Here is a 21358-nt window from a genome sequence, read left to right as displayed (position 1 = left end):
ATGTCGGCCGCCGATTTTGCCCAGCAACAAGACCTGCACGCGCTCTACAGCAGTCATCACGGCTGGCTGCAGGGCTGGCTGCGGCATAAGCTGGGCAATGCGGGCGAAGCGGCGGATCTGGCGCAAGACACCTTTGTCAGCGTGCTGACCAATGGCACGGCGCCGCAGATCCGCGAAGCGCGGCCTTTTCTCGCCACCATCGCGCGGCGCCTGGTGGCGCACCGCTACCGCCGGCAAGTGCTGGAAGACGCGTATCTGCAGGCGCTGGCCTGCCTGCCGCCCGAGGTGGCGCCCGCGCCGGAAGAACGGCTGCTGGCGCTGGAAGCCTTGCAGGAAATCGATGCCGCCCTCGATGGCTTGCCGGGTCCCGTACGCACGGCGTTTTTGCTGGCGCAGCTCGAAGGCCTCAGTTATGCCGAGATCGCCGTGCGCCTGAACGTGTCGGCCAGTTCGGTCAAGCAATACCTGACGCGTGCCAACCGCCAGGTGTTTTTCTCCCTGCCGGCATGAGCACGCTGGCAGAACCCGCGGGCTTGGGGGCCATAGCCGAGGAAGTGCAGCAGCAGGCCGCCGAGTGGCTGACCGTGCTGATGTCGGACGAGGCCAGCGAAGCGGAGCACGCCGCCTGGCAGCGCTGGCGCGGGGCCGACCCGGAACATGAACGGGCCTGGCAGCATATCGACGCGGTGTCGCGGCGCTTCAACGGCTTGCACCGCAGTGCGGCCGCGCAGGCGCTGGCCGGCACGCAACAGCAAGCCGTCAATGGCAAGCGGCGCCAGTTGCTGGCATGGCTGGGCGTGGCCGCTGGCGGCGGCATGCTGGCCGCGCAGACGGGCACCTGGGATGGCGTGCGTGCCCTGCGTGCCGACTACCGCACGGCCACGGGCGAGCGGCGCGAGGTGGTGCTGGACGATGGCAGTGTGCTCAGCCTGAATACGGGATCGGCCGTGAACGTGCGTTTCGATGACAAGCGCCGCCTGATCGAACTGCTGGCCGGCGAAATCCTCGTCAGCAGCGGCCACGGTGCCGGCAGCGCCGCGCCGTTGGTGGTGGCTACGCGCGAAGGCCTGGTGCGCGCGCTGGGCACGCGCTTCGTCGTGCGCCAGCAGGATGGCGTCAGCACCGTGGAGGTGTTTGAAAGCGCCGTTGAAATCCGCCCCCGCGACAGCGCTGACGCGCCCTTGCTGCTGGCGGCCGGGCGCGGCGTGGCGTTTTCCCGCCATGCGCCGGACGCGCCGCACGCCATCGACGCGTATGCCGATGCCTGGTCGCGCGGGCAGCTGATCGTCGACGATGTGACCCTGGGTGACTTCCTGGCCGACCTGGCCCGCTACCGCCCGGGCGTGATCGACTGCGCGCCGGCAGTGGCCCAGCTGCGCCTGTCGGGTGTGTTCCCGCTGGCCGACACGCAGCGCATCCTGAACATGCTGCCCAACTCGCTGCCGGTGCAGGTGCGCAGCCGCACGCGTTACTGGGTGACGGTGGAGCCGGCTGCGTAGCCCGCCTCGATAAGAATATTTTTCAATCGGACTGCCCGTTTTCGATTCTCGCGGCACCTGTAGTTGAGAGACGTAATTTCAAGTACCCATTCAAGGCGCCACGTTGCGCGGTTTCATGCCGCTGCGTGCCGCCGCCATAATCAACTTTGATGGAAGGACGCAGTGTGATGCATCTGATGTATATGGTCTGCCACCCGGCGCAACAGCCGTTGTCTGGGGTGCCGCAACGATGAAATCTGCCAATATGCTGTTGTTCTCGCGCGTGCTCGCCGCCGTCTTTGGCGGCTATGCCCTCACGTCCGGCGTGGCCGTGCTGCTGTCGGCCGTGCTGCCGCTGTCGCGCGCCGAAGCCGTGCTGACGGCCACCTTGAGCGCCTTTGTCGTCTACACCTGCGCCGTGGTTTGGGTCTTTGCCGTGCAAGACCTGCGCCGCGCCTGGCTCGGCATGCTGCTGCCGGCGATTCTATGCGGCGGCCTTGGCCTGCTGCTGTCGCGAGGTGCCGCATGAACGCCGTCAAGGTAGACAAAGTGGTGAAAACGCCGCAACAGGGCGGCTTGCGCCAGGCCATGGCCTGGCTGCATACGTGGAGCGGCCTGTGGATTTCCTGGCTGCTGTTCGCCATTTTCCTGACCGGCACCCTGGCCGTCTTCGACGACCCGATCGGCCACTGGATGACGCCCGAACACGCTCTGGAAGAGGCGGCGCATGCGAACGATCCGCCGCTGCCGAAGGTCACGGACCGCGCGCACCGCCTGGAACTGGCGCTCGACTTCATGGCGAAAGAACACCCGAAGGCGGACATGTGGGAAATCTGGCCGGTGCAGCGTCCCGGCCACGGCTTGTCCGCCTACTGGTTCCAGCCCAGCGGCGGCTATGGCTCGGCGGACCTCGATCCGCTGACGGGCGCCATCGTCAACCATGCGCGCGAGGCAACGCAGCGCGACACGATCGGCGGCCACCACTTTGTCGATTTCCACTACGAGCTGCACGCGGGACGCATCGGCGTCTGGATTGTCGGCATCACCACCATGATCATGCTGGTGGCGCTGGTGAGTGGCGTCATCACGCACAAGCGTATCTTCAAGGATTTCTTTACCTTCCGCCCGGCCAAGGGCCAGCGTTCGTGGCTCGACGCGCATAACGCGGTGGCCGTGCTGACGTTACCGTTCCAGTTCATGATCGCCTACACGGGCCTGGCATTTTTCAGCGATGACTATGTGCCGGCCCCCGTGGTGGCGCAATACGGCATGGACAACCCCAAGCGGGCCTTCCTGGCCGACTGGAACGATGCGGGCAAACCTGCGCGCATCGGCCAGCCGCTGGCTATTCCCGCGCTGGAATCGTTCGCGCTGCGCGCCGAACAGGCCATCGGCCAGGAAATCCGCGCCGTGGTGCTGGACAACCCGAATGACGCTTCCATGCGCGTGTGCATGTATGGCTGGAACGAGGATACGGAACTGCTCACGCGCATTAGCGCCAATACGGGCAGGGCCTGTTATGCGCTGGCCACGGGCGAGCAGGTGGCCGTGCGCCTGCCGGGCGAGTCGGACACGGGCGGTGCGGGCCTGACGCGCTCCGTCATGTCGAACCTGCACATGGTGGGTTTCGGCGGCACGCCGATGCGCTGGCTGTATTTCTTCTGCGGCCTGGCCGGCACTGCCATGATGGGCACGGGCGCGATCATGTTCATGGTCAAGCGCCGCCAGAAGTCCGGCGGCGAGTTCGGCGCCTATACGCAGCGCGTGTACCGCGTCATCGCCTGCCTGAATGTGGCGGCGATTGCCGGCCTGTCGATCGCCTGCGTGGGCTTCCTGTGGGCCAACCGTCTGATCCCCGTCGGCCTCGAGCACCGCGCCGGCTGGGAAGTGCGCGCCTTCTTCGGCGTGTGGTTTTTGATGCTGGTGCATGCCTGCCTGCGCGCGGAAAAGCGCGCGTGGATCGAGCAACTGGGCTTGCTGGCGGCGCTGTGCCTGCTGCTGCCGGTGCTCAATGTCCTGAGCACGGGTGACAACCTGGTGGCGCAAGTCGCGCGCGGCGACTGGGAAAGCGCCGGCGTGGAGCTGGGCAGCATGGCCTTCGGCCTGCTGGCCGCCTGGGGCGCGTGGAAAGTCCGCAAGCGCAAGGAAAAGCCGCTTAAAAAAGCCGCCGCCAGAGAAAACGCTGCGCCTGCGGCCAGCCTGCAAGTCAATACGGAAGGACAGTCATGATCAACACCATCCTGTGCGCGCTGGGCCTGTCGTATGCGGGCATGGCCAGCCTCTCGCTGGCGATGGACCGCCACCATGGCCAGGTCTGGGGCAGGGACGCGGCGCCGAACGTGCGGCGCGCGCTGCAACTGGCGGGCGCCATCCTGCTGGCGCTGGCCATCTGGCCTTGCGTGGCCGGCTGGAGCGCTACCGTCGGCGTGGTCGCCTGGCTGGGATTCATCGGTGCGGGAGCGCTGCTGGTGGCCCTGCTGCTGCCGTATGCCCCCCGCTTGCTGTTTCGTAGTTCCCTGCTGGCAGCCGTCGCCGCGCTGGCAGGTCTTGTGACGTTCCTGCGGTGATGAGCACCGCCATTTTCAAGGATAGACTGATGCATTTTTCACGCCCGGCGACACCGATTGATGTTTTGAATGTATGGAAGGCGGCTTCCTGATGGCGGCCCGTCTGCCTTCCCGCCGCGCCCGCATCCTGGGCGGCGCGGTCTTGCTGGCGCTGTTGGGCGCCGGTGCACTGTGGGCCACGCGCGGCCCGGCCACCGTGTTCGACACGGCGCCCGTCAAGCGCGGCAATATCGAGGCCAGCGTCACGGCCATCGGCACCCTGCAGCCGCAGACCTATGTCGACGTGGGCGCGCAGGTGTCGGGCCAGATCACGCGCCTGCACGTGCAGCCGGGCAGCGCCGTGGAAAAAGGCCAGTTGCTGGCCGAGATCGACCCCAGCGTGCAGCAAGCCACGGTCGACGCGGGCCGCGCCGCCCTGGCGGGCTTGCGCGCGCAGCTGGCAGACCAGCAGGCGCAGCATCGCCTGGCGGGCCAGCAGCACGTGCGCCAGAAGCAGATGGCCAAGTTCGACTCGACGCCTTTGGCCGACCTGGAAACGGCCGAAGCCACGCTGGCCTCGGCCGGCGCCAAGATCGACCACCTGAAGGCGCAGATAGCCCAGACCCAGGCCAGCCTGAAGGCGGACGAAGCGCGCCTCGGCTATACGCGCATCTACGCGCCCATGGCCGGCAAGGTGGTGGGCCTGGACGCCAAGGAAGGGCAGACCCTGAACGCTACGTACCAGACGCCAAACATCCTGCGCATCGCCGATCTGTCGGCCATGACGGTATGGACGGAAGTGTCGGAAGCGGACGTGCGCCGCGTACGCCCGGACATGCCCGTGTACTTCACCACCCTGGGCGGCGACCAGCGGCGCTGGAGCGGCAAGGTGCGGCAAGTGCTGCCGGCGCCGCCGGTGCCCGGTGGTTCTGCCGCCGGCACGGCCCTGGCGCCGTCGACCAGCAAGGTGATTTTATATACGGTGCTGTTCGACGTGGATAACGCCGATGGCGAACTGATGCCGCAGATGACGGCGCAGGTGGTGTTTGTCACGGCCGCGGCAAACAATGTGCTGGCCGTGCCCTTGCCGGCCCTGAAACCGTCGACGGAAGAAGGCGCCAGGCCGGGGCAGTTCACGGCCCGCGTGATGGATGCCGACGGCAAGGTCGATACGCGCGCCGTCACCGTGGGCGTGCGCAACCGCCTCAGCGCGGAAGTGCTGCAAGGCTTGCGCGAAGGTGAATTGCTGGTCACGGGCGAGCAGCCGGCCAGCAGCGGCGCCAGCAGGTTCCAGCTGTGAGCGCCATGAGCGAGGCCGCGTCGCTGGGGCAAGCCGGAGAACCTGGCCAGCCGGCACCACTGATTGAACTTGCCGGCATCCGCAAGCGCTATGGCGGCCATGATGGCGCGCCTGCCGTGGAAGTGCTGCGCGGCCTGACCTTGTCCATCGGCGCCGGTGAATTCGTCGCCATCGTGGGCGCATCCGGTTCCGGCAAATCGACGCTGATGCATCTGTTGGGATGCCTTGACCGTCCCAGCGACGGTACCTACCGCTTCGCCGGCCAGGACGTGGCCAGCCTGAATCCCGATGAACTGGCGTGGCTGCGGCGCGAGGCGTTCGGCTTCGTCTTCCAGGGTTATCACCTGATCGCCACCGAATCGGCGCGCGAGAACGTGGAAGTGCCGGCCCTGTACGCGGGCATGCCGGCGGCCGCCCGCCACGCCCGCTCCGAAGCGCTGCTCAAGCGCCTGGGCCTCGGCGAGCGGCTCGACCACCGGCCGAATCAATTATCGGGCGGGCAGCAGCAGCGCGTGTCGATCGCGCGCGCCCTGATGAATGGCGGGCGCATCATCCTTGCCGATGAACCGACGGGGGCCTTAGATAGCAGCAGCGGCGCCGAAGTCATGGCCCTGCTGGGTGAACTGGCCGACGCGGGCCACACCATCATCCTCATTACGCATGACCGCAAGGTGGCGGCCCAGGCGCGCCGCGTGATCGAGATCAGCGATGGCGAAATCATCGCAGACTCGGGCGCCATTGCCATTCCCTCCACGTCGACGGCCCTGCCGCCGCTGGACATGTCGCGTGCCGCCCATGACACGGGGGCGTCGCTGGGCACGGAATTGCTCGATGCGGCGCGCGCCGCCTGGCGCGTGCTGTGGATCAACCGCTTCCGCACGGGATTGACCCTGCTCGGCATCGTCATCGGCGTCGCTTCCGTGATCGTCATGCTGGCCATCGGCCTGGGCACGCGCCAGCAAGTGATGGCCCAATTAGGCGCGTTCGGCTCGAACCTGCTGTACATGGCGTCGCGCGGCGAAAGCTCGCGCATCCCCGGGCGCAGCATCACCCTGGCCGATCTCGATGCGCTCAAGGATGTGCCGGGCATCACCCACGTGCTGCCGAATGTCACGGGTAACAAGGTGATACGCCACGGTAACCTCGACGTGCAGACGTATGTGCGCGGCACGGGGCCGGCCCTGCCGCAGATCCAGACCTGGCCGGTGGCCAAGGGCGGCTTCTTTACCGAAGAAGACGAGCGCGAGATGGCCACCGTGGCCGTGCTGGGCGCGCACCTGGCGGAAAAACTGATGCCCGACGTGGCCAATCCCGTGGGGCAGAGCATCCTGATCGGCAATGTGCCGTTCCAGGTGATCGGCTTGATGAGCGCGAAGGGCGCGCTGACGGGCGAGAAGGATGAAGACGACGTGCTGCTGCTGCCGTTTTCCACGGCCGGCATCCGCGTCTTCGGCCAGCGCGAGCCGACCTACACCGTCATGGCGGTGGACGACGTCAAGCGCGTGACCGAGGTGGAGGCGGCGGTCGACGCCACCATGTTCGAACGCCACCGCATCCGCGACTATGGCATTAGCAACGCGGCCGCGTCGATCGCCGCCGAAGCCAGGACGCAGGACAACATGACCATGATGCTTAGCCTGATCGCTGCCGTGTCGCTGGTGGTGGGCGGCATCGGCGTCATGAACGTGATGCTGATGACGGTGCGCGAGCGCACGCGCGAAATCGGCATCCGCATGGCGACGGGCGCGCGCCGGCGCGACATCCTGCGCCAGTTCCTCACCGAAGCCGTGCTGGTGTCGGTGGTGGGCGGCGTGGCCGGCATCGTGGTCGGCGTGACGGTGGCCGGCCTGCTGCTGGTATGGGACGTGCCGGTGATCTTTTCGCTGAGCGCCATCGCCGGCGCGTTTGCCTGCGCCGTGGTGACGGGGCTGGTGTTTGGCTTCATGCCGGCGCGCAAGGCGTCGGGACTCGATCCGGTGGTGGCGCTGGCGGGACAGTAGGTGTTGTAAAAACGCCGGCGCCATGCCTGCCATCGCGGCCAGGCATTGCGCCGGCGTTGTTCTTTCGGCTAAAATGAGAATAATTCTTATTTGCATTGGTGCCAGGCGCCTGACAGGAAAGGATGCCCATGTCGGCCGCCGACTTCGCCCTACAGCAAGACCACTCTTCTCCCACGCATGCCGCTCAGGTGCTTTACCAGCAGCACCACGGCTGGCTGCATGGCTGGTTGCGCTACAAGCTGGGCAATGCTTTTGACGCGGCCGATCTGGCACACGATACCTTCGTGCGCATCCTGGCCGGGCGCGACATCGTCGCCATCAGCCAGCCGCGCGCCTACCTGACGACGGTGGCGCGCGGCATCCTGATCAACTGGTACCAGCGCCAGGCGCTCGAACGCGCCTATCTCGACGCCATCGCCCTGCTGCCCGAAGCGCAAGCGCCATCGTGTGAAGAGCAATTGCTGATCCTGGAAACCCTGCACCAGGTCGACGCCATGCTCGATGCCCTGCCGGCCAGCGTGCGGCGCGCCTTTTTGCTGTCGCAGCTGGAAGGGCTGACCTATGACGCCATCGCCGTGCGGCTGGAGGTGTCGCTGGCCAGCGTGAAGCGCTATATGAAGCAGGCGTTCCTGGCGTGCCTGCAGCTCGATGACAACTAGCATGGGCGCCAGTGGTCCGATTGACCCGCGTGTACTCGAACAGGCTGCCGACTGGCTGATGCAGCTGCACTCGGGCGCGGCCAGCGCGCAGCAGCGGCGCGCGTGCGAACGCTGGCGCGCCAGCGACCCGGAACATGCGCGTGCCTGGCAGCGTGCCGAAGCGCTGCTGGGAAAACTGGGCGGCCTGCCGCCGGAGCTGGCCATGCCGGCGCTGGACCGCTCGCGCGAATTGGACCGCACTTCGGCGCGCCGCGCCGCGCTGCTGAAACTGGCCGCCTTGCTGGCGGTGGTGCCCGGCGCCTGGCTGCTGATGGAGCAGCAGGGTTGGCGCCACGACTACCGCACGGCTACTGGCGAGCGGCGCGATATCACCCTGCCGGACGGCAGCCGCATCAGCCTCAATACGGCCACTACCCTGGACGTGCAATTCGATGGCGCGCAGCGCCTGCTGACCCTGCGGCGCGGCGAAATCGCCGTGCACACTGCCGCCGATGCGCAGCGCCGTCCCTTCCTTGTCGCCACGGCCGAAGGCTGGCTCGAAGCGCTGGGCACGCAGTTTTCCGTGCGCCAGGATGATGGCCGGACCCTGCTGGCGGTGCGGGAAAGCCGCGTGCGCGTGCAGGCGCGCAGCGGTGCGCAGCACATCATTCCAGCGGGACGGCAGGTGGTCTTCACGGCGGCGGCCATCGGCGAACCCGCTGCGCTGGACGGCGGCGCGCTGGCGTGGCAGCGCGGCATGCTGCTGGCCGACGCCATGCGTTTGCACGATTTTGCGCTGGAACTGGGCCGCTACCGGCCCGGCATCGTGCGCTGCGATCCCCGCGTGGCCGACGTGCGCGTCTCGGGCGCCTTTCCCATCACGGACACGGATGCGGCGCTGGTGATGCTGGTATCGACCTATCCTGTGGCGGCGCGCACGCGCCTTGGCGGCTATTGGGTCACCCTGGATGCACCTGAATAAATAGTTGAAAGAACCTGACACTTTTTTCGCGCCGGGCTGGCAAGGGGAAGAAGATCCCATTGCCATGTAAAGGAAATGTCATGCCTGCAGCTCCCCTCCGTTCCATCGTTTTTCTCGCCGTCCACCTGGCCGTGCTGGCCATGGCGGCGCCCGCCCATGCCGCATCGCCGGACGCGCCCGCCGCGCGCAGTATCGCGCTGCCGGCTGGCCCCCTGGGGCGCAACCTGTCCACCCTGGCCGTCGAGACGGGCATCGCCCTGTCGTTCGATCCGGCACTGACGGCGGGGCTGAGCAGTCCGGCCCTGAGCGGCAGCTATACGCCGCGCGAGGCGCTGGCGCGCCTGCTGGCCGGCAGCGGCCTGGAACTCGTCGGCCGCAGCGACGGCAGTTATACCTTGCAAAAAGCGGCGCCCGCAGCCGCGACATCGGCGGGTGCCGCTGCCAGCGCCGCTGATGAGCAAACCCTGGCCGCGATCCGCGTGCGCGCGCGCCGCGCCGCCGATGGCAGCACGGAAGGCACGGGTTCGTACACGAGCCGCGTCACCAGCATCGCGTCGAAGACGGACCAGTCGTTTCGCGAAATTCCCCAGTCGGTATCGGTGGTGACGCGCCAGCAGCTCGATGACCAGGACGTCAAGGATATCGGTGGCGCCATGGCGCTGACGCCGGGCATCACCTTGCAGCGCGTAAACGGCCACGCCTACAATTTCTATTCGCGGGGCTTCCAGATCGACAGCATGCAGATCGATGGCGGCGCGCCCTTCAATATCGGCAGCTACACCGCGACGGCGATCCAGGATATGGCGATGTACGACCGGGTCGAGGTGATGCGCGGCGCGTCCGGCCTGCTGTCCGGCGCCGGTGATCCGGGCGGCATCATCAATCTGGCGCGCAAGAAACCGCTGGAGCAGCGGCAACTGGCGGCCGCGCTGTCGGCGGCTAGCTGGAGCAATTATCGCGCCGATATCGACGCCACGGGCCCGCTCACTGACGATGGACGGCTGCGCGGGCGGGTGGTGGCCATGTATGAAAATGATGGCTCCTTCATGCGCCACTTCCGTACGGAAAAGGCACTCGTGTACGCTGTGCTGGAAGCGGACCTGCCCACGGGGTCGCTGTTGACCGTGGGCTGGTCGCATGCCAAGCGCGATACGAATGGCAGTGGTTCCGGTCTGCCCCGTTATGCCGATGGCACGGATTTGCAGCTGCCGCGCTCGACCAATCTGAGCCAGCCCTGGGGGTATGTCGACAATGCGGTCACGGAGCTGTTTGCCCAGCTTGAACACCGCTTTGCCACTGGCTGGAAGCTGAAACTGAATGCCAGCCACGTCGAGCAGAGCGCCAAGGGACGCGGCACGTTTACCACCGGAGCCGTGCAGCCTGGCGGCAGCGATGGCGTGGTGTGGGCCGGTACGCGCAACAATGCCTGGAATCACCAGAATGTGCTGGACCTGAATCTGACGGGCAATTTCAAGCTGCTGGGACGCACGCATGAGTTGCTGTTGGGAGCCGACCGGCAGAAGGTCACGAGCTACTGGGATTCGGCCCGGCAGACGGGGGCCGGCAGTACGCCGGCCAATCCTTTCAATCCCGATGCCACGCCATGGTCCGGCGGCGACAATGGCCCTGTCTGGTACCGTTTTCATCCATGGGAGCAGGAACAGTATGGCGCGTATGGCACCGTGCGCCTGCATCCCAGCGACCAGCTGCACGTGGTGCTGGGCGCGCGCCTGGCCCGTTACAAATTCAAGCAATACGTGGCATCTCTCGATGGCGACACGGGCGTGTGGGCACCCGACTCGGACAGCCGCTTCAGCGAGCCGACCAAGCTCACGCCGTATGGCGGCATCATTTACGACCTCAATGCACAGTGGTCGGCATATGCCAGCTATTCCGCCATCTTCAAGCCGCAGGCGCTGTACAAGGCGGGGCCGATGCCGGGCACCTCGCTCAAGCCCATCACGGGCAAGAGCTATGAAGGCGGCTTCAAGGGTGAACTGCTCGACGGGCGCCTGAATGCCACCTTCAGCCTGTTCCATGTCGAACGCAATGGCGAGGCGGTGCTGGACCCCGGCTATCCGGAAGAAACCGATCTGTATGCGGGCAATTGCTGCTATCTGCCGCAAGGCAAGGTGACCAGCCGCGGCGCGGATATGGAAGTGGGCGGCGAACTCTTGCCCGGCTTGCAGGCCGCCGCCGGCTATACTTTCAACCACAGCAAGAATGACAGCACGGGCTTGCCTTTCAGCAGCATCACGCCCAAGCATCTGTTCAAGCTGTCGACGGCGTATACCTTGCCTGGCGCCTGGTCAGCCTGGAAGGTGGGTGGCAACGTCGCCATCCAGAGCGCCAGCTACACGAGTGGCACGGTGCTCACGCGCGCCGGCGCCGTGCAGGACTTCCAGTTTACGCAGGGTGGCTATGCCGTCTGGAGCGCGCTGGCGCAATACCGCATCGATCCCCGCTGGTCGCTGGCCCTGAACGTCAATAATCTCTTTGACAAGCACTACTATGAAAAGACGGGCTACTCAGGCGGCGGCAACTGGTACGGCGCGCCACGCAATGCGAGCGTAACCCTGCGCGCCACGTTTTAAATAGCACGGGCCTGCCGGGGCAAAAAAGTGTTGCCCTGTCCCCAACACGCGGTACTATCTTCCCATAATTAAAAAAGCTGTGTTTTATGCCCTTGCGGGCACACACCAACCACCACAGGAGAACCCGATGCAGAAGAAATCAACCTTGAAGACCGGTATCGCCGCCGCCCTCATGCTGGCGTTCGGCATGGGCGCCGTCCAGGCCCAGGCACAGGAGGTCGTGCGCCTGGGTAATTTAAAATTCGCCCACTACGGCGCCGTGTCGTACATCAAGGAAATCGCGCCCAAGTGCGGCATCAAGGTCGAAGAGCATATCTTCGCCAAGGGCCTCGACGTGATGCAGGCGATTATCGCCGGCGAGCTGGACGTGGGTGCGACGGCGTCCGAAGCGGCCATTTCCGGCCGCGCCGGCGGCGCGCCCATCTATGTGGTGGCCGGCTTTGCCAAGGGCGGCGCGCGCCTGGTGGGGGGCGCCGGGCAAAAGATTGCCAGCGTCAAGGATCTGAAGGGCAAGCGCGTGGGCGTGACGCGCGGCGGCATCCAGGAAGTGCTGCTGCTGGCCGAGCTGGCGCAAGCGGGCCTGACGTATTCCGACACCAAGGGCAAGGATGTGCAACTGGTGTTCCTGGCCTACGCCGACTTGAACCAGGCGCTGATGGGCAAGAATATCGACGCCATGATGCAGTCGGAACCGCAATCGTCGCAGGCGATCAACAAAGGTTTTGGTACAGAAATCCTGAAACCGTACGACACGCCGATTGGCGAACCCGTGCGTACCATGGTGATGACGGAAAAGTTCTACAAAGAACGCCGCCCGGTGGCGGAAAAATTCATGCGCTGCTTCGTCGAAGCGACCAAGACCTTTATCGACAACAAGGCGACGGCGGAAAAATATGTGCGCGAAGTCGTGTTCCGCGGCCAGATCACGAAGGATGACTTCGACGACGCAATCAGCAATTCGCCGTATTCGTACGACATCTCGCCCGAGCATATCCAGGTGACCACCGATGTGATGGTGAAAACGGGCGTGGGCCGCATGACGAAGCCGCCCGTGGCCAAGGACTGGGTCAAGACGGACCTGCTGGAACAGGCGAAAAAGAGCTTGAATGTGAAGTAAATCAGTAAAACCATCAAAAAACCTCCGTGCCAGCAATGGTCCGGAGGTTTTTTATGTGCGGCGCCCTTAGCGGGCGTTAAAGCCCATCCAGCCTTTTTCCGTCTGCCGGAAGCTCAGTGTATAGATGCGCGTCAGTTCATCGCCTTTCTTGAGCTGGCGGTTGATGATCGCGCCGTAATTGTCTTGCACCAGCTGGTCCGACCATTGCAGCAGGTTTTCGAAGCGCTCGGCCGTCATCGCCGCCTGGCGGGTCAGCAGCGGCGCGGGAATCGCTTTCTTTTCCTGCTGCTGCGCCCAGAAGTCGCGGAAAACCTTGTTTTCGCCGCTCATGCCGCGCGCCATCAGGCCCAGACCCATGGTCATGCCCACGGAACCATCCGTCTTCGCCTGCGTCTCGAGCTTGTCGGCCACGTCGGCCAGCAGTTCCAGGTAGCCCACCTTGGCGCGCAGGATGGCCGAGCCCTTGATTTCGTACTGTTCGTTCTCTTTCCAGCCATTGAGTTTTTCCAGTTTCGCGATCTCGAAGTAGTCCTTGTACAGGTCATAGCTTTGAATCGAGGTACGGAAATATTCCTCGTACGTGGATTGGGAAGGCGCATCTTTCATACAACCGCTTAATACAGTGCAGGCGGCCAGCAGGAGACAGGTCCAGGTAATTTTTCTGAAGGAAAGCATGGAGGGGGCGGTGGCCTTAGGGTGGATGAATATTGCTATGTGGACATAATTATAGGACTGGCTAATCAGGATGGCAACGTGGTTGTGCCGTGGAAAAAGTGTGTCGGTAGAAAGAATACCGAAATCTTGAGGGTGCGCTACCCCGTTACGCCTCAGGCGCGATATCATGGCAGGCTTGCAGCATTGGCTGGCGGCGGAATGCCTGTCACCCGGGCTGTCGCTTGAATCGCGCTTGTCGGCTATGGTGTAAACTTAAACTATGCAGATCTATTTCTTTCTTATCGCCGCCCTGTTGTACGCGGCGTGCGCGGTGCTTCCCTCGTCCCGTGCCCGGCTCATTGCCGGCCTGACCGGCGTCGCCTGGCTGGCGCACGCCGCTACCCTGTGGTTCGACCTGATGGCGCCGGGCACCTTGCGCTTCGGCTTTTCCGCCATGCTGTCGGCCGCGCTGTGGGTATCGGTGGGCGCTTACTGGATAGAGAACCGCAATTTCAGTCTGGATGGACTGCGCCGCATGGTCATGCCCAGCGCCGTCATCGCCATCGGCCTGGCCTGGGCCTTTCCTGGCAGCCAGGTCAGCATGGAAGGCAAGTCGGCCGTCTTCGGCTGGCATATTGCCGTGGCCGTGCTCGCCTACAGCACCCTGACGATTGCCGCCTTTCACGCCGTGCTCATGGCGCTGCAGGAATCGCGTTTGCATACGCGCAGCGAAAGCCGCGGCTTCATCGGCAGTGCGCTGGACCAGTTGCCGGCCCTGTTGACGATGGAAAAGTTGCTGTTTCGCATGATCGGTCTGGGCTTCATCCTGCTGAGCCTGACCGTGCTGTCAGGCATCGTGTTTTCCGAACAATTATTTGGCAAGGCCTTGACCTGGGATCACAAGTCGGTGTTTACCATGTTGTCGTGGCTGTTGTTTGCCTCGCTGCTGGCAGGCCGCCGCTTTCGCGGCTGGCGCGGCAAGACGGCTCTGAGCTTTACCCTGGCCGGTTTCGCCACCTTGCTGCTGGCCTATGTCGGCAGCCGTTTTGTACTGGAAGTGGTTTTACACCGAGGATACGCATGACACGTGTTTTATTCTGGCTGGCGCTGGTGTTCCTGGTGCTGTTTGCTATCCGCAGCAAGATCCGGGGCATGCAGCAACGCGCCCGCGCGCAGCAGCAACAGCAGCCGAACCCGTATGCGCCGCCGGGCCGGCCACAGGAATTGCCGGATGCAGAGCTGATGCTGTGCTGCGCCCATTGCGGCGTGTACTACCCGGCCTCGGAAAACGTGCAAGCCAAGGGCCACGATTACTGCAGCCACGCGCACGCCACGTTGTAAGGGCAGGCCGGCAGTTCGCTCGCGTTGCTCATCCGTATCGTAACGTCCTCCGGCCTGCGTCCGGCGTAGCATCTGCAGCAGGCGCTTCGTTGCCGCCATTGCAGAAAGGCGCGTCCCATGTCCAGTCCCAGCCTCAGCCCGCATACCGTGACCGCCGCCGGCATGCCACCGGCGCCTCAACTGAGCGGCAACTCCCTGCCCATGCAGGCGCTGCGTGCGCAGATCGGCCGCATCGCCCGCTGTGGTGCGCCGGTGGCCATCCGCGGCGAATCGGGCACGGGCAAGGAATTGGCGGCGCGCGCCATCCATGCGCAGGGTGCGCGCGCCAGCTTCCCTTTTATTGCCGTCAACTGCGGCGCGATTCCCGAAGCGTTGATGGAGGCCGAATTCTTCGGCTGCCGCCAGGGCGCCTATACGGGCGCGCTGCATGAGCGCCAGGGATTGTTCCAGGCGGCCCATGGCGGCAGTTTGCTGCTCGATGAAGTCGACGATCTGCCGCTGGCCATGCAGGTCAAGCTGTTGCGCGTGCTGCAGGAGCGGCGCGTGCGCAAGCTGGGCGGTAGTACTGACGAGGCCGTCGACGTGCGCATCCTCTGCGCCAGCCAGCATGGCCTGGCGCGCGGCGTGGCCGCCGGCACGTTTCGCCAGGATCTGTTTTACCGCCTCCATGTGATCGAGCTGGCGCTGCCGCCGTTGCGCGAGCGGCGCGGCGATCTGCAGGTATTATGTGAGGTGATCCTGGCGCGTCTGGCGCCACGCCAGGCCGTGAGCCTGGCGCCGCCGGTGCTGGCGGCTTTGGCCGCGTATGCGTTTCCCGGCAATGTGCGCGAACTGGAAAATATACTGGAGCGGGCGCTGGCCTTTGCCGACGGCGGCGTGATTGCACTCGACGCGCTGGCCTTGCCGTCAGTGGCGGGCGCCATGCCGCTGCGGGCGCCGCCGGCATTGCCGGACTTGCCTGAGCGGCAACTGTGCCTGCCCGGCATGGCGGCATATGGCGTGCCGCCCGCCTTGCCGCTGGACATGTATTTACGCCAGGCCGAGCGCGACATGATCATGCAGGCGCTGGTGCAGGCGCGCTATCACCGCGCACGGGCGGCGCGCCAGCTGGGCCTGAGCGTGCGCCAGCTGCGTTACCGCATGCAGAAATTGACGATACAGGAAGCGCTACCTTGATGACAGCATGGACGATAGACGAAGACGGCTGGTGCGACGGCGCGCTGCGCTATGACTCGCCATACCACGATGCGCGCCCGGACGGTGCGCAAGTCGATTTGCTGGTGATCCATAACATCAGCTTGCCGGGCGGCCACTTTGGCGGACCGCATGTGTCGGACTTGTTTACCGGCCGGGTAGACTATAATGCCGATCCTTCTTTCGCCGACCTGCGTGGCTTGCAGGTGTCGGCGCACTTTTTTGTGCGGCGCGATGGTGCGCTGTTGCAATATGTTTCTACTGATCAACGTGCCTGGCATGCCGGCGCGTCCATGTTCGAAGGACGCCCGCAGTGCAATGGCTATTCTATCGGTGTCGAAATGGAAGGCGCGGACGATGTGCCCTTCCAGCAGCGGCAATACCATGTGCTGGCGGCGCTGACGGCGGCACTGGTGGTGCGCTACGGGCTGTCCCAGGTGCGCGGCCACGAGCACATTGCGCCGGGAAGGAAGACGGATCCGGGGCCGTTTTTTGACTGGCATTTTTATCAAAAATGCTGGCTGGAAACTATGCGTGGGCAGCCTGCGTTAGCGCTTACTACGCGGGGATTGGGCTTTCCATCCGTGCCCTGAAAAGTCAACCGAAATCGTATATGAAAATACAAAAAATTACGCTGGCGGATGCCGGAAAACTATTGCATCGCCTTTCGATGGGCACTACAATTAGTACATAATTTGGATTTAAAGACTATATGTAGTGCCATCACAGACATTTTCAGAATTATTACCAAAGCTACCCTGTTTGTTGATATGGCAACGGGAACTGGCGTTTCATCACCCTTGATCGTGTTTCGCGCCAACCGGGCTGTACAGGTTGGCCGTCTGATTTTCGGCTGTATATCATTTACTATCTAGCAACAAATACCTGAAGAAACCCTGACCATCGGGCGTTCTATTCAACAACACACGCGGCAGCAAAACTGCAGGCTGACTTTAGCTGACAACGGGAGCTTCAATGCAATCACCACAAGATATTTCCATCCATCCAACGCCAGTATCGCCAGCGCCAGGCGCGGCCAATAGCGTGGCGAGCACCGGCGCGGCATTGGGCGACTATCGCATCATCCGCCGCAACGGCGCGGTGGTGGCATTTGAGCCTTCGAAGATCGCCATCGCCATGACCAAGGCGTTTTTGGCCGTTAACGGCGGCCAGGGCGCCGCTTCGGCACGCGTCCGCGAACTGGTGGAGCAACTGACCGACGGCGTCGTCGCCGCGCTGGTGCGCCGTCACCCGGGTGGCGGCACCTTCCATATCGAAGACGTGCAAGACCAGGTGGAACTGTCGCTGATGCGTTCGGGCGAGCACGATGTGGCGCGTGCCTACGTGCTGTACCGTGCCAAGCACATGGAAGAGCGCCGTTTGCAGAAGGAGGCGCTGGGCGCTTCCGCGCAAGTGACCGCACCGCAACTGAACGTCACTGACAACGGCGTGCGCCGCCTGCTGGACATGCAGGAAGTGCGCGACCTGATCAACGCCGCCTGCGCCGGCCTGGAAAAGCACGTCGATGCCGACGCCATCCTGGCTGAAACGGTGAAGAACCTGTACGACGGCGTGCCCGTCGAAGAGCTGCACAAGTCGGCCATCCTGGCGGCGCGCGCGCTGATGGAAAAAGATCCGGCCTACAGCCAGGTCACGGCCCGCATCCTGCTGCACACGGTGCGCAAGGAAGTGTTCGGCAAGGAAGTGCCGCAAGCGGCCGCTGCTGCCGAATACCTGACGTATTTCCCGCAATATATCGCCAAGGGCATCGCCAACGACCTGCTGAACCCGGTGCTTGCCAGTTTCGACCTGGAACGCCTGGCCAAGGCCATCGTTGCCGACCGCGACTTGCAATTCGGCTACATCGGCCTGCAAACGCTGTATGACCGCTACTTCCTGCACATCCATGACGTGCGCATCGAAATGCCGCAGGCGTTCTACATGCGCGTGGCCATGGGCCTGTCGCTGAACGAAGCGGACCGCGAAGCGCGCACCATCGAGTTCTACAATCTGCTGTCCTCGTTCGACTTCATGAGCTCGACGCCGACCCTGTTCAACTCCGGCACCCTGCGTTCGCAGCTGTCGTCGTGCTACCTGAGCACCGTCTCGGACGACCTTGAAGGCATCTACGACGCCATCAAGGACAATGCGCTGCTGGCCAAGTACGCCGGCGGCCTGGGTAACGACTGGACGCCAGTGCGCGCCCTGGGCGCCCACATCAAGGGCACCAACGGCAAGTCGCAAGGCGTGGTGCCGTTCCTGAAAGTGGTCAACGACACGGCCGTGGCAGTCAACCAGGGCGGCAAGCGCAAGGGCGCCGTCTGCGCCTACCTGGAAACCTGGCACATGGACATCGAGGAATTCCTCGACCTGCGCAAGAACACGGGCGACGACCGCCGCCGCACGCACGACATGAACACGGCGAACTGGATTCCCGACATGTTCATGAAGCGCGTCATGGAAAAAGGCGAGTGGACCCTGTTCTCGCCATCCGAAACGCCGGACTTGCACGACCTGGTCGGCAAGGCCTTTGAAAAGGCTTACCTGGGCTACGAAGCCAAGGCAGCCGCCGGCGAAATGCGTTCGTTCAAGAAGATCGCGGCGCTGGACCTGTGGCGCAAGATGCTGTCGATGCTGTTTGAAACGGGCCACCCATGGATCACGTTCAAGGATCCTTGCAACATCCGCAGCCCGCAGTCGCACGTCGGCGTCGTCCACAGCTCGAACCTGTGCACGGAAATCACGCTGAACACGGGCCCTGACGAAATCGCCGTCTGCAACCTCGGTTCCGTGAACATGCCGGCGCACATGAAGGAAGGCAAGCTCGATCACGTCAAGCTGGCCAAGACCGTGCGCACCGCCATGCGCATGCTCGACAACGTCATCGACATCAATTACTACGCGGTCGAGAAGGCGCGCAATTCGAACATGCGCCACCGTCCGGTCGGCATGGGCGTGATGGGCTTCCAGGACTGCCTGCACATGATGCGCATCCCGTTCGCTTCGGACGCCGCCGTCAGCTTCGCCGACACCTCGATGGAAGCGGTGTGCTACTACGCCTACCTGGCGTCGACGGAACTGGCCGAAGAACGCGGCCGCTATGAATCGTATGCCGGTTCGCTGTGGGATCGTGGCATCTTGCCGCAGGACTCGGTCAAACTGTTGGCCGAAGAGCGCGGCGGCTACCTGGAAGTCGATTCCTCGTCGGCCATGGACTGGACCCCGGTGCGCGAACGCATCGCCAAGTTCGGCATGCGCAACTCGAACTGCGTGGCGATCGCCCCGACGGCGACGATTTCGAACATCATCGGCGTATCGGCCTGTATCGAGCCGACGTTCCAGAACCTGTATGTGAAATCGAACCTGTCGGGAGAATTCACCGAGATCAACGGCTACCTGGTGCGCGACCTGAAGGCGCGCGACCTGTGGGATGAAGTCATGATCTCCGACCTGAAGTACTTCGACGGTTCGCTGGTGAAGATCGACCGCATCCCGCAAGACTTGCGCGACATCTACGCCACCGCCTTTGAAGTGTCGCCAAGCTGGCTGGTGGAAGCGGCTTCGCGTCGCCAGAAGTGGATCGACCAGGCCCAGTCGCTGAACATCTACATGGCTGGCGCATCGGGCAAGAAGCTCGACGAGACCTACAAGCTGGCATGGCTGCGTGGCCTGAAAACCACCTACTACCTGCGTACCATCGCCGCTACCCACATGGAGAAATCGACCTCCAAGACGGGTGCCCTGAACGCCGTGGCAGTCGATGGCGGCATGTCTGCCAGCGCCCAGAGCGCACAGGCAGCGATCGTGGCGGCAGCTGCCGCCGCCGTGGTGGCACCCGTGGTGGCAGCTGCAGCGGACGACGCCGATGGCGAAGCCTGCTACCTGCGTCCGGGGGATGACGGCTTTGAAGAATGCGAAGCCTGCCAGTAAGATTTTAGTTGTCAGCCCGGCACGGTCGGGCTGATTCAATGTTATCAATGTCCGCATTGTCCGATACAACGGGCCTGTTGCGGATCGCCGGCTCGCCGGCATGGAAAGGAAGAAGATTATGTCGTTGTCCTGGGATGATGAAACCACGTCGGCAGCTGTGCCGCGTCCGGCGCAGCAAGCGCCATTGGGAAATACCGAATTGAACCTGCCGGCCGGTGCCGAGCCGTCCGAAGCGAACGCCGAGCAAGTGGCGCGCCGCGTGAATGCCGACGACAAGCGCATCATCAACGGCAAGACGGACGTCAACCAGCTGGTGCCGTTCAAGTACAAGTGGGCGTGGGACAAATACCTGGCCGGCTGCGCCAACCACTGGATGCCGCAGGAAGTGAACATGCAGCGCGATATCGAGCTGTGGAAAAATCCGAACGGCCTGACGGACGACGAGCGCCGCCTGGTCAAGCGCAACCTGGGCTTCTTCGTGACGGCCGACTCGCTGGCCGCCAACAACATCGTGCTGGGCACCTACCGCCACATCACGGCACCCGAGTGCCGCCAGTACCTGCTGCGCCAGGCGTTCGAGGAAGCGATCCACACGCACGCTTATCAGTACATCGTGGAATCCCTGGGCCTGGACGAAGGCGAGATCTTCAACGCCTACAACGAAGTCAAGTCGATCCGCGACAAGGATGAATTCCTGATCCCGTTCATTAATACGCTGACCGACCCGGCATTTACTACCGGCACGGTGGAAAACGACCAGAAGCTGCTGAAATCCCTGATCGTGTTTGCCTGCCTGATGGAAGGCCTGTTCTTCTACGTCGGCTTCACGCAGATCCTGGCGCTGGGCCGCCAGAACAAGATGATGGGCGCCGCCGAGCAGTACCAGTACATCCTGCGCGATGAATCGATGCACTGCAACTTCGGCATCGACTTGATCAACACGATCAAGATGGAAAATCCGCTGCTGTGGACGGCCGAATTCCGCGAAGAGATCAAAGTGCTGTTCATGCAAGCCGTGGAGCTGGAATACGCGTACGCGGAAGACACCATGCCACGCGGCGTGCTGGGTCTGAACGCACCGATGTTCAAGGGCTATCTGCGCTTCATCGCCAACCGCCGCGCGCAGCAGATCGGCCTCGAGCCGCTGTTCGCCCAGGAAGAAAATCCATTCCCGTGGATGAGCGAAATGATCGACATGAAGAAGGAACGCAACTTCTTCGAGACGCGCGTGACCGAGTACCAAACGGGTGGTGCGCTGAACTGGGAATAGTCCTTTTTCAGGCTACGCCAGGAAGCGCCGTCCTCGTGACGGCGCTTTTTTTTTCGCGTGCATGGCGGTGGAAAAATGCATGCTTTATTCCGCGATGCGACGAGGCTTGCGCGGGGATTTTCGCCTGCCGCGAAGGGGCGCATGGCGGACCCCAAAAATCATTTCAGGAGACGCTGGCGGCGGCATTTGCCGCGCGATTGTGCGATAGCACGCGTAACGTGCAAAAAAGCGGGCGAAAACGTGTCGTGCCGGTTGCGCATTGACAAGGTTTTCGTGTACTTTATGAGATTGCAAATGCGAGCGTTAGAATGCGG

General features: G+C 63.7%; 18 protein-coding genes. 17 read left to right on the top strand and 1 reads right to left on the bottom strand.

Annotation, left to right across the window (positions count from 1 at the left end; genetic code table 11):
- From FJQ89_RS14785 to FJQ89_RS14735, 11 genes are all read left to right on the top strand, one after another.
- Positions 1–510 carry a sigma-70 family RNA polymerase sigma factor gene (locus FJQ89_RS14785; protein WP_141170722.1) on the top strand — a complete coding sequence of 170 codons (510 nt, stop codon included), beginning with the start codon at positions 1–3 and terminating at the stop codon, positions 508–510.
- A 23-nt stretch (positions 511–533) separates the two neighbouring features.
- Positions 534–1499, top strand: coding sequence for a FecR domain-containing protein (locus FJQ89_RS14780; protein ID WP_243136063.1), 966 nt, complete (start codon positions 534–536; stop codon positions 1497–1499).
- A 229-nt stretch (positions 1500–1728) separates the two neighbouring features.
- Positions 1729–2007 carry a hypothetical protein gene (locus FJQ89_RS14775; protein ID WP_099762135.1) on the top strand — a complete coding sequence of 93 codons (279 nt, stop codon included), beginning with the start codon at positions 1729–1731 and terminating at the stop codon, positions 2005–2007.
- Positions 2004–3707: a PepSY-associated TM helix domain-containing protein gene (locus FJQ89_RS14770; RefSeq protein ID WP_141170721.1), complete on the top strand. Its 1704-nt coding sequence runs from the start codon at positions 2004–2006 to the stop codon at positions 3705–3707. The genes FJQ89_RS14775 and FJQ89_RS14770 overlap by 4 nt, the downstream gene beginning before the upstream one ends.
- Positions 3704–4045: a DUF3325 domain-containing protein gene (locus tag FJQ89_RS14765; RefSeq protein ID WP_096237848.1), complete on the top strand. Its 342-nt coding sequence runs from the start codon at positions 3704–3706 to the stop codon at positions 4043–4045. The genes FJQ89_RS14770 and FJQ89_RS14765 overlap by 4 nt, the downstream gene beginning before the upstream one ends.
- A gap of 73 nt (positions 4046–4118) precedes the next feature.
- Positions 4119–5324, top strand: coding sequence for an efflux RND transporter periplasmic adaptor subunit (locus FJQ89_RS14760; RefSeq protein ID WP_423245164.1), 1206 nt, complete (start codon positions 4119–4121; stop codon positions 5322–5324).
- Between the two features lie 5 nt (positions 5325–5329).
- A complete protein-coding gene (locus tag FJQ89_RS14755; RefSeq protein ID WP_141170720.1) occupies positions 5330–7324 on the top strand; it encodes a MacB family efflux pump subunit in 1995 nt (664 codons plus the stop codon).
- 128 nt (positions 7325–7452) lie between these two features.
- Positions 7453–7983 (top strand): sigma-70 family RNA polymerase sigma factor, encoded by a 531-nt coding sequence (locus FJQ89_RS14750; protein ID WP_141170719.1) that lies wholly within the window; start codon positions 7453–7455, stop codon positions 7981–7983.
- A complete protein-coding gene (locus FJQ89_RS14745; RefSeq protein WP_243136062.1) occupies positions 7973–8944 on the top strand; it encodes a FecR domain-containing protein in 972 nt (323 codons plus the stop codon). Before FJQ89_RS14750 ends, FJQ89_RS14745 begins: the two co-directional genes overlap by 11 nt.
- An 80-nt stretch (positions 8945–9024) precedes the next feature.
- Positions 9025–11538: a TonB-dependent siderophore receptor gene (locus FJQ89_RS14740; protein WP_141170718.1), complete on the top strand. Its 2514-nt coding sequence runs from the start codon at positions 9025–9027 to the stop codon at positions 11536–11538.
- Between the two features lie 127 nt (positions 11539–11665).
- On the top strand, positions 11666–12655 hold the full coding sequence (locus tag FJQ89_RS14735; RefSeq protein WP_423245163.1) for an ABC transporter substrate-binding protein: 990 nt from the start codon (positions 11666–11668) through the stop codon (positions 12653–12655).
- A 66-nt stretch (positions 12656–12721) separates the two neighbouring features.
- Here the strand turns inward: FJQ89_RS14735 and FJQ89_RS14730 are convergent, their stop codons facing one another.
- A complete protein-coding gene (locus FJQ89_RS14730) occupies positions 12722–13261 on the bottom strand; it encodes a hypothetical protein (RefSeq protein ID WP_141170717.1) in 540 nt (179 codons plus the stop codon).
- Between the two features lie 328 nt (positions 13262–13589).
- Here FJQ89_RS14730 and FJQ89_RS14725 point away from each other — a divergent pair, with 328 nt between their 5' ends.
- The 6 genes from FJQ89_RS14725 to FJQ89_RS14700 all read left to right on the top strand — a co-directional run bounded on the left by FJQ89_RS14725 (position 13590) and on the right by FJQ89_RS14700 (position 21044).
- Positions 13590–14393, top strand: coding sequence for a cytochrome C assembly family protein (locus FJQ89_RS14725; RefSeq protein ID WP_071075507.1), 804 nt, complete (start codon positions 13590–13592; stop codon positions 14391–14393).
- Positions 14390–14650, top strand: coding sequence for a PP0621 family protein (locus FJQ89_RS14720; RefSeq protein WP_071075508.1), 261 nt, complete (start codon positions 14390–14392; stop codon positions 14648–14650). Before FJQ89_RS14725 ends, FJQ89_RS14720 begins: the two co-directional genes overlap by 4 nt.
- A gap of 117 nt (positions 14651–14767) precedes the next feature.
- A complete protein-coding gene (locus tag FJQ89_RS14715; protein ID WP_141170716.1) occupies positions 14768–15826 on the top strand; it encodes a sigma 54-interacting transcriptional regulator in 1059 nt (352 codons plus the stop codon).
- Positions 15826–16437 (top strand): 1,6-anhydro-N-acetylmuramyl-L-alanine amidase AmpD, encoded by a 612-nt coding sequence (ampD, locus tag FJQ89_RS14710; RefSeq protein WP_141172810.1) that lies wholly within the window; start codon positions 15826–15828, stop codon positions 16435–16437. Before FJQ89_RS14715 ends, ampD begins: the two co-directional genes overlap by 1 nt.
- Before the next feature lie 382 nt (positions 16438–16819).
- Positions 16820–19774 carry a ribonucleoside-diphosphate reductase subunit alpha gene (locus FJQ89_RS14705; RefSeq protein WP_141170715.1) on the top strand — a complete coding sequence of 985 codons (2955 nt, stop codon included), beginning with the start codon at positions 16820–16822 and terminating at the stop codon, positions 19772–19774.
- A gap of 118 nt (positions 19775–19892) precedes the next feature.
- The gene (locus tag FJQ89_RS14700) at positions 19893–21044 is read left to right on the top strand and encodes a ribonucleotide-diphosphate reductase subunit beta (RefSeq protein WP_141170714.1); all 1152 of its coding nucleotides are present in this window, start codon (positions 19893–19895) and stop codon (positions 21042–21044) included.
- Positions 21045–21358: the final 314 nt, after the last annotated feature.

The sequence above is a fragment of the Janthinobacterium tructae genome, assembly GCF_006517255.1.
In the GTDB taxonomy this organism is placed as follows: domain Bacteria; phylum Pseudomonadota; class Gammaproteobacteria; order Burkholderiales; family Burkholderiaceae_D; genus Janthinobacterium; species Janthinobacterium tructae.
The sequence above is the reverse complement of the archived record's forward strand: the minus strand, read 5'-3'. Positions and strand labels throughout refer to the sequence as shown.